This window comes from Arthrobacter sp. CJ23, from assembly GCF_024741795.1.
GTDB lineage: Bacteria > Actinomycetota > Actinomycetes > Actinomycetales > Micrococcaceae > Arthrobacter.
This window is the reverse complement of the sequence record NZ_CP102950.1, coordinates 2302389-2314760: the sequence shown is the minus strand read 5'-3', so window position 1 is coordinate 2314760 and position 12372 is coordinate 2302389. Positions and strand designations below refer to the sequence as shown.

General features: G+C 66.9%; 10 protein-coding genes. 5 read left to right on the top strand and 5 right to left on the bottom strand.

Translation table 11 applies throughout. The features are described from left to right. Positions 1-17: 17 nt before the first annotated feature. Both NVV90_RS10190 and NVV90_RS10185 read left to right on the top strand, forming a co-directional pair. The gene (locus tag NVV90_RS10190; RefSeq protein WP_258437195.1) at positions 18-548 is read left to right on the top strand and encodes a GNAT family N-acetyltransferase; all 531 of its coding nucleotides are present in this window, start codon (positions 18-20) and stop codon (positions 546-548) included. Continuing rightward, entirely contained in the window at positions 541-1851 is a 1311-nt protein-coding gene (locus NVV90_RS10185; RefSeq protein WP_258441023.1) for an alpha/beta hydrolase, read from the top strand. The genes NVV90_RS10190 and NVV90_RS10185 overlap by 8 nt, the downstream gene beginning before the upstream one ends. 49 nt (positions 1852-1900) lie before the next feature. On the opposite strand, the gene NVV90_RS10180 is transcribed toward NVV90_RS10185, so the two are convergent. From NVV90_RS10180 to coaE, 4 genes are all read right to left on the bottom strand, one after another. Next, positions 1901-3238, bottom strand: a complete 1338-nt coding sequence (locus NVV90_RS10180; protein WP_258441022.1) for an MFS transporter — start codon at positions 3236-3238, stop codon at positions 1901-1903. Between the two features lie 29 nt (positions 3239-3267). Beyond that, positions 3268-4296, bottom strand: coding sequence for a TerC family protein (locus tag NVV90_RS10175; protein WP_258441021.1), 1029 nt, complete (start codon positions 4294-4296; stop codon positions 3268-3270). A gap of 166 nt (positions 4297-4462) precedes the next feature. Further along, complete coding sequence (gene uvrB / locus NVV90_RS10170) at positions 4463-6544, bottom strand: excinuclease ABC subunit UvrB (protein WP_258441020.1); 2082 nt, start codon at positions 6542-6544, stop codon at positions 4463-4465. Positions 6545-6553: 9 nt separating this feature from the next. Continuing rightward, positions 6554-7804, bottom strand: a complete 1251-nt coding sequence (gene coaE, locus NVV90_RS10165; protein WP_258441019.1) for a dephospho-CoA kinase — start codon at positions 7802-7804, stop codon at positions 6554-6556. Between the two features lie 150 nt (positions 7805-7954). Here coaE and NVV90_RS10160 point away from each other — a divergent pair, with 150 nt between their 5' ends. The 3 genes from NVV90_RS10160 to NVV90_RS10150 are packed head-to-tail and all read left to right on the top strand — an operon-like array spanning position 7955 to position 10619. Continuing rightward, positions 7955-8641 carry a YigZ family protein gene (locus tag NVV90_RS10160; protein ID WP_258441018.1) on the top strand — a complete coding sequence of 229 codons (687 nt, stop codon included), beginning with the start codon at positions 7955-7957 and terminating at the stop codon, positions 8639-8641. Then, positions 8628-9191, top strand: a complete 564-nt coding sequence (locus NVV90_RS10155; protein ID WP_258441017.1) for a GNAT family N-acetyltransferase — start codon at positions 8628-8630, stop codon at positions 9189-9191. The genes NVV90_RS10160 and NVV90_RS10155 overlap by 14 nt, the downstream gene beginning before the upstream one ends. Positions 9192-9200: 9 nt before the next feature. Continuing rightward, on the top strand, positions 9201-10619 hold the full coding sequence (locus NVV90_RS10150) for an FAD-binding oxidoreductase (RefSeq protein WP_258441016.1): 1419 nt from the start codon (positions 9201-9203) through the stop codon (positions 10617-10619). 135 nt (positions 10620-10754) lie between these two features. Here NVV90_RS10150 and rpsA read toward each other — a convergent pair whose 3' ends face one another. Further along, positions 10755-12233: a 30S ribosomal protein S1 gene (gene rpsA / locus NVV90_RS10145; protein ID WP_258441015.1), complete on the bottom strand. Its 1479-nt coding sequence runs from the start codon at positions 12231-12233 to the stop codon at positions 10755-10757. Positions 12234-12372 lie beyond the last annotated feature (139 nt).

Sequence of the window (12372 nt, the reverse complement as noted above, 5' to 3'; positions counted from 1 at the left end):
CTAGTAAGCTCGAACACATGAGTGTAATCCGCCCTGCCACCGTTGAAGACGTACCTGCCATCCTCCGGATGATCCACGACCTCGCGATCTACGAAAAAGAACCCGACGCCGTCAAGAACACCCCGGAAATGCTCACGGAGGTGTTGTTCGGGGAGAACCCCCGGGTCTATGCCACCATGGCCGAGAATGCAGCCGGGAACGTCCAGGGATTCGCCCTGTGGTTCCTGAACTACTCAACCTGGGAAGGCGTCCACGGCATCTACCTGGAGGACCTCTATGTCACCCCGGAAGCGCGCGGCGACGGCCACGGCAAGGCGCTGCTGCAGCATCTGGCGGCCACCGCCGTCGAGCGCGGCTACGCACGCGTGGAGTGGAGCGTCCTGAACTGGAATGAGCCGTCCATCAACTTCTACAAGAAGATCGGCGCCCTCCCGATGGAGGAATGGTCCACGTTCCGCCTCACTGGCGACGCCCTGACGGAATTCAGCGGGGCGGAATTCGGCGGGTCCCAGTCCGGCATGGGGGCGAAGGCTGCCAGCCGTGGCTGAGCAGCATTCCGTCCGCGCCCGCCACGAGTTCCGCGGAGTACGCACCGCCGAACACTGCTTCTCCCTCCCGCTGGACCACTCGGTGCCGGACGGCGAGAGCATCACCGTTTTTGCGCGGGAGTACAGTTCGACCGAACACAGCGAAACGGAGGCCAGCGAACTGCCCTGGCTGTTGTTCCTGCAGGGTGGCCCGGGTGGCCGCGGCAACCGCATCTCGAGCCTTTCCGGCTGGATGAAGGCGGCCGCCCGTGATTTCCGCATCCTCATGCTGGACCAGCGCGGCACAGGACTGTCCTCCCCCGCCGACCGCACCACACTGCCGCTCCGTGGCGACGCCGCAGCTCAGGCCAGGTACCTGACGCATTTCCGTGCCGATTCGATCGTGGCGGACGCCGAGGCCATCCGCCGAATCCTGGCCGGGGGCCGGCCCTGGACGGTGTTCGGGCAGAGTTTCGGCGGCTTCTGCGCGCTGAACTACCTATCCTTCGCCCCGGAAGGACTCCGCGAGGTCCTCATCACCGGCGGCCTCGCACCCTTGCAGGGACCGGCGGAACGGGTCTACCGGGCCACCTTCCAGCGGGTCGCCGAACGCAACGTCGAATACTTCGGCTGGTACCCCGAAGACCGGGCGCTCGTCACCCGGATCGCCCGGCACCTTGAGCAGCACGAGGAATACCTGCCCGACGGCGGCCGCCTCACCGTGGAGCGTTTCCAGATGGCCGGCTCGTTCCTGGGCGGCAATGCCCGGGTGGACGCCCTGCACTACCTGCTGGAAGACGCGTTCGTCACGGGCCCTGACGGGGAGCGCCTCTCCGACGCGTTCCTGGAGCAACTCCGGCCCATCGTGGCCCGCGCCGGCAACCCGCTCTATGCCGTGATGCACGAATCCATCTACGGCCAGGGGCAGGCCACCAACTGGGCGGCGCACCGCGTCCTCGACGAGTTCCCGGAGTTCCGGCCGGACGCCGCCGAGCCCCTGCTGACCGGCGAGATGGTGTACCCCTGGTACTTCGAGCAGGATCCGGCGCTCGCGCCGCTGCGTGAAGTGGCGGAACTGCTGGCCGCCAAGGAGGACTGGGAGCCGCTCTACGACGTCGAACGGCTCGCCGCGAACACGGTTCCCGTCGCGGCCGCCGTCTACAAGGACGACATCTACGTGGACCACGGGCTGTCCATGGAAACCGCCGGGGCTGTCCGCGGCCTGCAGGCCTGGGTCACCGACGAGTTCCACCACGACGGCATCGCCGAGGACGGCGAAGGGATCTTCGCGCGGCTCTTGGGGATGGTCCGGGGCCAGCGCTAAGCTGCCACGGCGTGCCCCAGTCAGACGGCACTGCCCGACGGCAGTTGGCCTAGTCCGTGAGGCGTCCGGCCTCCGCGGCCGGGCGCTTTGCTGCGGCGGCAGCCGCTACGAGCAGCACCGCAAGGCCGAGGACCCCGGCCGCGATGTTCAGTCCCTGGTAGCCCACCCACGCCAGGACCAGCCCGGACGATGCTCCGCCGAGGGCACCGGCGGCGCCCATCACGGTGTCCGAGACGCCCTGGACGGTGACCCGCTGTTCCTGGGCCACGCTCTCGGCCAGCAGGGTGGAACCGGCAATGGTCGCCGCCGACCAGCCCAGGCCCAGCACCACCAATCCGGTGGTGACCAGGGAGGTGCTGTGCTGCCCGAAACCCGCCAGGCCGACCGCCAGCACCAGCAGCACGAAGCCAACGGCAATGGTCCTGGTGCGGCCCACACGGTCGGTGAGCCAGCCCATGAGCGGCGACAGGGCGAACATTCCCGCGATGTGCAGGGAAATCGTGAAGCCGATGACCACCAGGGCGTCGGTGCCGCCGTGGTGCCCGGCGCTGGAACCGCCGAGCATCTGCTGCAGGTGCAGGGGCGTCATGGACATGACGGCAACCATGATCCCGTGCGCGGCCACGATCGCGAGCAGGGCCAGCGACGCCTGCGGCGACGCCCGGACGGCCCGCATCCCTTCGGACAAGGAACGCTTCTTGGCGGGCGCGGCTCCGCTCGCCCCGGCCGCAGCGCCGTCGGCGGCCCCGTTCCGGAGTTTCCGGGCAAGCAGCAGCGGGTCCGGACGCAGCCCGGCAAAGAGCAGTACCGCGGCCAGCAGCAGGCCCGCGGCGGAGAAGACGAAGGGTCCGGCGATGGCGGGCAGGCCCAGCGCGGTGCCCACAACGGCGCCCGGCTGGATCAGGTTGGGCCCGGCCACGGCGCCGATGGTCACGGCCCACACCACTGTGGACAGCGAACGTCCGCGGTGTTCCGGATCGGCGAGGTCCACGGCCGCGAAGCGCGCCTGCAGGTTGGACGCCGTGCCCAACCCCAGAAGCGCCGCCCCCAGGAGCAGGAGCACGAAGGAGGCGGTGACGGCCGAAACGATGACCAACAGGGCGCCGGCCATGGCTGCGACGAGTCCGGCCACCAGACCGATGCGCCGTCCGCGCCGCTCGGCGAGGCCGGCCAGGGGCAACGCAGCCACCGCGGCGGCAAGGGTGGTGATGGTGGTGACGGAGCCCGCCCAGGCGTCCGAGCCGCCAAGGTCCACGGCGAGCAGGGAGCCGATGGACAGTGTGGCTCCGTTGCCGATGCCGCTGAGCAGTTGGGCCGAACTGAGCAGGAAAACGGAACGGCGCTGGACCCGGTGCGGATCCAGCGCCGTCGTCGAAGTAGAGGTCACTTCACGAGACTACCGTGTGAACCGCCTGCTTACTCGGCTTCGCTCAGGCTCTTGCGCGCGTCTTCCTCAAGACGGGCGTCCAGCTTGGACTGGCGGGCAGCCGGGCTGAGCAGGCTGGCCACAACAGCCACCACGATGGTGCCGATGATGACCGCCAGCGAGACAAACGTCGGGATCTCCGGGGCCCATTCGATGTGCTGGCCGCCGTTGATGAACGGCAGCTCATTGACGTGCATGGCGTGCAGGACGAGCTTGACGCCGATGAACGCCAGGATGACGGACAGCGCGTGCTTCAGGTAGACGAGCCGGTTCATGAGGCCGCCCAGCAGGAAGTACAGCTGGCGCAGGCCCATGAGGGCGAAAATATTGGCCGTGAACACGATGAAGGCGCTCTGGGTGAGGCCGAAGATGGCGGGGATGGAGTCCACCGCGAACAGGAGATCCGTCATGCCGATGGTCACGAAGACGATCAGCATGGGAGTGAAGACCTTCTTGCCGCCAACCGTGGTGCGCAGCTTGCCGCCGTCGAACTTCTCCGACATCGGCACCACCTTGCGGAGGCGGGCGATCAGCGGGTTCTCGGCGCCCTCTTCCTCGTCCTCGCCTTCATCCTGGGCCTGCTTCCACGCCGTCCAGAGCAGGAAGGCACCGAAGATGTAGAAGACCCAGCTGAACTGCTCGATCACCACGGCGCCCAGGGCGATGAAGATGCCGCGCAGGATGAGCGCGATGATGATGCCCACCATCAGCACTTCCTGCTGGTATTTCCGGGGCACGGCGAAGCGGGCCATGATGATGATGAAGACGAACAGGTTGTCGATGCTGAGGCTGTATTCAGTCACCCAGCCGGCAATGAACTGGCTGCCGTACTCGACGCCGGCGAAAGCGAACATGGCGCCGGCGAACACGAGGGCCAGCGTCACGTAGAAGGCCACCCAGAGCCCGGCCTCCTTCATGGAGGGTTCGTGGGGACGTTTGACGACCAGCAGCAGGTCGATCAGGAGAATGATGCCGAGGGCGACAAACGAGCCGATCTCGAACCAGACGGGAAGTTGCACGGAAGAGGCCTTTCGCAGGGTGCACGGAATTGGTGTAAGTCTCTCCGGCAGGCCTGCGCACTTTGTGCTTGAATCGGCTGCCCGCTAGGCCCGGCGAGGCGTCTGTGCCTTGCGTGTTGACGGACGTAGCGCTTGGGATACTCCCCTACGTGACCTCAACTTTACCCTAGGCGTGCCCGGCCGACTGCATCTGCCGCAGTTCGCGTTTCAGTTCGCCCACCTCATCGCGGATCCTGGCCGCGATCTCGAACTGCAGTTCGGCCGCCGCGGCGTGCATCTGCTCCGTTAGCTGCTCGATCAGCCCCACCAGGTCTTCGGCCGGCGCGGCGGCGAGGCCGTCGGCGCGGACGGTCACCGCGGACTTGCCCTTGCCGCGGCCCTTGCCCGTGGCTGCCAGGAGTTCCTTGGTGTCGGCGTCCTCCCGGGCCAGCTGGTCCGTGATGTCCGCGATCTTCTTGCGCAGCGGCTGGGGGTCGATGCCGTTGTCCGTGTTGTACTGCACCTGGATTTCGCGGCGCCGGTTGGTTTCGTCGATCGCCTTGGCCATGGAGTCCGTGATGCGGTCCGCGTACATGTGCACCTGGCCGGAGACGTTGCGGGCGGCACGGCCGATGGTCTGGATGAGCGAGGTTGCCGAACGGAGGAAGCCTTCCTTGTCGGCGTCGAGGATGCTGACCAGCGAGACTTCGGGAAGGTCCAGGCCTTCGCGGAGGAGGTTGATGCCCACGAGGACGTCGAAGCTGCCCATGCGCAGTTCGCGCAGGAGCTCCACCCGGCGCAGGGTGTCCACATCCGAGTGCAGGTACTGGACCTTGATGCCGTGGCCCAACAGGTAGTCGGTGAGGTCTTCGGCCATGCGCTTGGTGAGCGTGGTGACCAGGACGCGTTCATCGCGTTCGGTGCGGAGCCGGATCTCGCCGAGGAGATCGTCGATCTGCCCCTTGGTGGGCTTGACGATGACCTCGGGGTCGATCAGGCCGGTGGGGCGGATGATCTGCTGCACGTAGCCATCGGCCTTGCCGAGCTCGTACTTGCCGGGCGTGGCCGAGAGGTAGACGGTCTGCCCGACGCGCTCCAGGAACTCGTCCCACTTCAGCGGCCGGTTGTCCATGGCCGACGGCAACCGGAAGCCGTGGTCCACCAAGGTCCGCTTGCGGGACATGTCGCCCTCGTACATGGCGCCGATCTGCGGGACCGTGACGTGGGATTCGTCGATGACCAGCAGGAAATCATCCGGGAAGTAGTCGATGAGGCAGTGCGGGGCCGTGCCGCCGTCACGGCCATCGATGTGCCGGGAGTAGTTCTCGATGCCGTTGCAGAAGCCCATCTGCTGCATCATCTCGAGGTCGTACGTGGTGCGCATGCGCAGGCGCTGGGCCTCGACGAGCTTGTTCTGGCCCTCCAGGACGTTGAGCCGCTCGGCGAGCTCGGTTTCAATGGCCGTGATGGCCCGGCCCATGCGTTCGGGGCCGGCGACATAGTGCGAGGCCGGGAAGATATACATCTCTGTTTCCTCGCGGATGACGTCACCTGTGACGGGATGCAGGGTGTAGATGTTCTCGATCTCGTCGCCGAAGAACTCGATGCGCAGGGCAAGTTCCTCGTACATGGGAATGATCTCCACGGTATCGCCGCGGACCCGAAAGGTGCCGCGGTGGAAGTCCATGTCGTTGCGGGTGTACTGCATGGAGACGAACTTCCGCAGGAGGTCGTCCCGGTTCATTTCCGCGCCCTTGCGGAGCGTGACCATGCCGGCGATGTATTCCTCGGGGGTGCCCAGGCCGTAGATGCAGGACACGGTGGCCACCACGATCACGTCGCGCCGCGTCAGGAGGGCGTTGGTGGCGGAGTGCCGCAGCCGCTCCACTTCCTCGTTCACGGAGGAGTCCTTCTCAATGAAGGTGTCCGTCTGCGGGACGTACGCTTCCGGCTGGTAGTAGTCGTAGTAGGAGACGAAGTATTCCACCGCGTTGTTGGGCAGGAGCTCGCGGAATTCGTTGGCGAGCTGCGCCGCGAGGGTCTTGTTCTGGACCATCACCAGGGTGGGACGCTGGACCTGCTCGATCAGCCAGGCCGTGGTGGCACTCTTGCCGGTACCGGTGGCGCCCAGCAGCACCACGTCTTTCTCGCCGTTGTTGATCCGTTCGGTCAACTCCGCGATGGCGGCCGGCTGGTCACCGGCCGGCTGGAACTCGCTGATGACCTCGAAGGGCGCGACGACACGGTTGATCTCCTGGGCAAGGCTCATGGAACAAATCTACCCCTGCCCCCGGACAGTTACTGTCCGGGTTTGCACCGGTTCATCGTACGACGGCGGCTGCCAGCCGCTCTGCTCGGCCCACGCCTCCATCTCCGGCCAGGCCACCTCGGTGAACCACGGCTCCTTCGCCTCCGCGTAACGCACCGTCCCGCCGTCACCGGCGTGCAGGGCGGCGAGCCGGTGCTTCTCGGCCGCGTACCGGGCCGCTGCCTCCGGGTTTCCGCGCAGCCAGTCGCGGAACAGCAAGGCGTAGCGCCAGCCCGGGCTGCCCTGCACGCGGACGTGGACGTTGGCGGCCCGGCCGGGGTCGGCGTTGCCGTGGAAGCGTTTCTGCCAGGCGGAAGGGTCCTGGTCCGGCGGCGTGGGGGTGTCCCGGACGGCCCCGGCTTTCACGGGGAATCCTGCCTCGGCCAGTTCCCCGGCAATCCGGTCTGCAGCCGCCAGCGAGGAGACGGCCACCTGCAGGTCGAGGACGTCCTTCGCGTCCAGGCCGGGCACCGAGGTGGAGCCGATGTGTTCCACGCCGTGCACTTCCGAGGAGGACTTCCGGATCCGCTCGATCAGCCGCCCGGCCTGGGCCGGCCAGTCCGGATCAGCAGGGACGATGAGCGGTCCGCCGGACCGTGGCGCCGTGCGCGGCTCCACCAGGTTCCGGGCGAACGGGAGCAGCCGCTGTTCCCACAGCTCCTGCACGCGCGCGCGGATCTCCTCCACGCTGCCCGAATTGTCCAGGATCACGTCCGCGGCAGCCAAGCGCTCGGCGCGGGTGGCCTGGGCGGCCATGCGGGACGCGGCCTCGTCCGGGGTCATGCCCCGATGCTCCACCATGCGCCGGACCCGGACCTCGTCCGGGGCGTCGACCACCAGCACCAGGTGGAAGCTGCTGCCCTGGCCGGTTTCGACGAGGAGCGGTATGTCCTGGACAACCACATCGCCGGGGGCCGCGGCGGAGAGTATCGCGGCGGCGCGCTCCCGCACCAGGGGGTGGATGATGCCGTTGAGGACCTCCCGCCGCTCCGGATCCTTGAAGACGATCGCGCCGAGTGCCGGCCGGTCGAGCCGCCCGTCGGCGTCGAGAATCTCCGTGCCGAAGGCCTCCACCACACGGGCGAGACCCGGGGTTCCCGGCTCGACGACCTCCCGCGCGATGACGTCGGCGTCGATGAGCACGGCCCCGAGTTCCTTCAATGTTGACGCCACCAGCGATTTCCCCGAGGCGATGCCGCCCGTCAGTCCGATCTTCAGCACCCCTCCAGACTAATCCCCACTGCCTCCCTGACCTCGCTGCGCTCGCTCAGGGAACCCTGGCAGCGTGGGCCCCCCACCGCCCCACGAACTCGCTGCGCTCGCTCAGGGAACCCTGGCAGCGTGGGCCCATGCCAGCACTAGACTGGGGCGGTGCAAGAACAAGTGAGCCGGGCAACGGCGTATACGACGCTGGCTGCGGGCCCTGACTTCCGCCATGAGCTGGAGATCAAGCGTTCCCGCTTCATCACCGTGCTGCGGCGCTGCGGCGACGAAAACGCGGCCAGGGCCCTCGTCGCGGACCTCCGCCGGGAATTCCACGATGCCCGCCACCACTGCTCCGCCTTCGTGATCGGCCCCGACCGCATGGTCCAGCGCTCCAGCGACGACGGCGAACCGTCCGGCACCGCCGGCATCCCCATGCTGGAGGCGCTCATCAAGCGCGAGACACAGCCCGCGGTGACGGACCTCAGCGACATCAGTGCCGTCGTCGTGCGCTATTTCGGCGGGATCCTGCTCGGTGCGGGCGGGCTGGTCCGGGCCTATTCGGAGTCGGTTTCGACGGCGCTTGATGCCGCACCGTTGGTTCAACGCCGCCGCCTGCGGCTGTGCGCCGTCAGCGTTCCGCATGCCGCCGCCGGACGGCTCGAGAACGAGCTCCGCTCCGCCGGATATGTCATGGCGGAAACCGGCTATGGGCCCAGTGAGACGGTCCTGCGGCTGGCGCTTCCGGACGAGCCCGCAGCAATCGACGACGCCGGTGCCCGGCTTGCGTCGCTGACCGCCGGGGCCGCCGTGCTCCAGCCGGAGGGAACGGAGTGGATCGATGTCACAAGGTGAGCCGACGCCGGACGTCCGGCGGCTGGACGTCAGACTGCTTGACGTGACCGAAGAGGTGCTGGAACGGCTGCTCGACCTCGCGCTCGGGGACGCGGACCCGGACGAGGTCACGCCGCCGTTGGGCGCCGGCTGGAATGCGGAACGGATCGAATGGTTCCGGAAGTACCACCGGGACGCCATGGCCGGCCTCGACGGCACATCGCAGGAGAAGAGCTGGGCCATCGTGACCGGGGGAAGGATCGCCGGTTCCATCAGGCTGAAGCGCACGGGACCCGGTGCCGTGGAAACCGGCATCTGGCTGGGCCGGAGTTTCCGGAGCCAAGGCTTCGGCGGCCTGGCCCTCAAGCTCGTGGCCGCCGAGGCCGCATCCGCCGGTGCCACCGTGCTGGAAGCGGCTACGACTCCCGCCAATCGGGCGGCCCAGGCGCTGCTGCGCTCGGCCGGCGCCGCACTTTCCGAGCAGCCCGGCTCAGTCCGCGCACGCCTTGGACTCCTGCAACCTCCGGTACGTCGTCAGGCCGGTCTTCCCGCCGGCATGTCGCAGGAATAGCATCAGGGGATGGACGCCGCCGTTCATCCCCTGATCACGGAACGACAGATCTCCCGGCTTCGTTCGGCCCTGCGGCTGCCCGTCGCAGTGCCCGGGGAGGCACCCTATGCCGCACAAAGCAGGGTCTGGAACGCGATGATCAACCGCCGGCCTTCACTCATCGCCACCTGCACGGACGCAGCGGAAGTCCAGACCGCGGTCCGCTTCGCGCGCGAGCACCAGCTTGAGGCGGCGGTACGCTGCGGCGGTCACAGCCTGCCCGGCTTCGGCACCAGCGACGGCGGGATGGTTATCTCACTGGCGGGACTGAAGGACATCAGCGTCGACCCTGCCTCCCGGAGGGTCCGGGTGGGAGGCGGCTGCCTTCTCGGGGAGATCGACCGGCGCACCCAGGAATTCGGTCTCGCTGTTCCGGCGGGAGTCGTCTCGCATACGGGCATCGGAGGCCTTGCCCTCGGCGGCGGCGTCGGGCTGCTCATGCGCCGGTACGGGCTGACGATCGACCATCTGCTTTCCGCCGACGTGGTGACCGCAGAGGGCCGCCTCCTGCACACATCAGCAGATGAGAACGCCGGGCTGTTCTGGGCGCTGCGCGGAGGCGGCGGCAACTTCGGCATTGTCACGGGCTTCGAGTTCCAGGCCCAGGAGGTACGCCAGGACGTGCTCGCCCTGCTGCTTGCCTGGCCTCTTGAGCAGGTCCACGAGGTATTTGAGCGCTACTTGGATTACGCTGCAGACGCGCCCCGCGAACTGACCTCACTGATCTTCCTGTTCAACGTCCCCCGGAGCGATCCGTACCCGGCGGCGATGCATGGAGCGCCCGCCGTCGGCCTGGCCGGCATGTGGTGCGGGGACATTCCTGACGGCTTGTCGGCCGTGCTGCCCCTGCGCGACTACGGGCCACCGGCGGTGGACCTCAGCGGCCCGCGGCCGTTCCTGTTCATGCAGTCCATGTCGGACGACGAATATCCGTGGGGCCGCCGCTACTACATGAAGACGGGCCTGATGGAAACATTGCCACGGGCCGCCATCGAGCTTTCGGTGGAGGCCTTCGCCAACGCACCCCACCCTGCCCTGGAGATCGATTTCCACCACTTGGGTGGAGCAATCAGTGACGTGGATGGTTCCGCCACAGCCTTCGCGCACAGGACTGCGCAGTTCGCCTACGACTTGCCCACCTCGTGGGACAACTCCGTGGACGACCAGGCCATGATCGAGTGGACGAAACGCACCGCCCAGGCCCTGGACGCGTACGTGCCGGGCGGCAGTTACCTCAACGTCGAAGCTGACACCGGGCCGGAGGTGAGCAGGCGCGGCTGGGGAGCGAACTGGCAGCGGCTTGCCGCCGCCAAAAAGCAGTACGACCCGACGAATTTCTTCCACCTCAACCCGAACATCGACCCCGGCCACGGCGACGGCCGCGGCTGATCCTGGCGCCAGCTGCTTGCTGCCGCAAGGACTCCCGCCGCCGTCGGGCACAGCCTGCACGCAAAAGGACCCCCGCCAAGCGGCGGGGGTCCTTTCGTGGCTATTCAGCTGTTCCCGGTGAAGGGAAAGGCGGAATTAGTTGCCGGTCAGCTTCTCGCGCAGAGCGGCGAGGGCCTCGTCGGATGCCAGGGTGCCACCGGAGGTAGCCTCCGAAGCAGCCGGCTCAGAGGAGTAGCTGGTGGTGCCGGAGTCGCTCTCACCGGACGTTGCAGCAGCAGCGTCGTCGGCAGCGTGCTGGGCAACCTGCTTCTTGTGGGCTTCCCAGCGGGTCTGGGCGTCAGCGTACTGCTGCTCCCAAGCTGCGCGCTGGGTCTCGTAACCCTCGAGCCATTCGTTCGACTCGGGGTCGAAGCCCTCGGGGTACTTGTAGTTGCCCTCTTCGTCGTACTCAGCGGCCATGCCGTACAGAGCCGGGTCGAACTCGGTGCTGTCGGCGTCAACGCCCTCGTTGGCCTGCTTGAGGGAGAGGGAGATGCGGCGGCGCTCGAGGTCGATGTCGATGACCTTGACGAACAGTTCGTCGCCAACGGAGACAACCTGCTCGGCCAGCTCCACGTGGCGGACAGCCAGCTCGGAGATGTGCACGAGGCCTTCGATGCCGTCTTCGACGCGAACGAACGCACCGAACGGAACCAGCTTGGTGACCTTACCCGGAACAACCTGGCCGAGGGCGTGGGTGCGGGCGAAGGTCTGCCACGGGTCTTCCTGCGTGGCCTTGAGCGACAGGGAAACGCGCTCGCGGTCCAGGTCGACCTCGAGAACCTCGACGGTGACTTCCTGGCCAACTTCGACAACCTCGGACGGGTGGTCGATGTGCTTCCAGGACAGCTCGGAAACGTGAACGAGGCCGTCTACGCCGCCCAGGTCCACGAATGCACCGAAGTTGACGATGGAGGAAACAACGCCGGGACGGACCTGGCCCTTTTCCAGCTTGTTGAGGAACGTGGAGCGGACCTCGGACTGGGTCTGCTCGAGCCATGCACGGCGGGACAGAACAACGTTGTTGCGGTTCTTGTCCAGCTCGATGATCTTGGCTTCGATCTGCTGACCGATGTACGGAGCCAGGTCGCGGACGCGGCGCATCTCGACGAGGGACGCGGGCAGGAAGCCGCGCAGACCGATGTCGAGGATAAGACCACCCTTGACAACCTCGATGACGGTACCGGTAACGACGCCGTCTTCTTCCTTGACCTTCTCGATGTCGCCCCAGGCACGCTCGTACTGAGCACGCTTCTTGGACAGGATCAGGCGGCCTTCTTTGTCTTCCTTGGTGAGAACCAGGGCTTCGACGAGATCGCCAACAGCGACAACGTCACCGGGGTCTACGTCGTGCTTGATGGAAAGCTCGCGGGAAGGGATGACACCTTCGGTCTTGTAACCGATGTCGAGCAGAACTTCGTCGCGGTCGACCTTGACGACGGTACCTTCGACGAGGTCTCCGTCGTTGAAGTACTTGATGGTGGCGTCGACAGCTGCGAGGAAGTCCTCAGCGGTACCGATGTCGTTAATGGCGACTACGGGGGTACCGGGCTTCTCGGTGGAGGTGATGGTCATGTAGTAGGGGCTCCGTTGTGGATAGAGTATCGGTCAGGCAAACCGCCTGAAGCCCGGATCCGGGCCGCAGGACACGGCAAGTCGCCGGGTCATCCTGAATTGTGGATTGTAAATTTACGCGCACCTAGTACGCGCCCGT

Coding starts and splice junctions, on each gene's coding strand:
- rpsA (WP_258441015.1), bottom strand. CDS start 12,233: ATGACCATCACCTCCACCGAGAAGCCCGGTACCCCCGTAGTCGCCATT.
- uvrB (WP_258441020.1), bottom strand. CDS start 6,544: ATGAGCCTTGCCCAGGAGATCAACCGTGTCGTCGCGCCCTTCGAGGTC.
- NVV90_RS10150 (WP_258441016.1), top strand. CDS start 9,201: ATGGACGCCGCCGTTCATCCCCTGATCACGGAACGACAGATCTCCCGG.
- NVV90_RS10155 (WP_258441017.1), top strand. CDS start 8,628: ATGTCACAAGGTGAGCCGACGCCGGACGTCCGGCGGCTGGACGTCAGA.
- NVV90_RS10190 (WP_258437195.1), top strand. CDS start 18: ATGAGTGTAATCCGCCCTGCCACCGTTGAAGACGTACCTGCCATCCTC.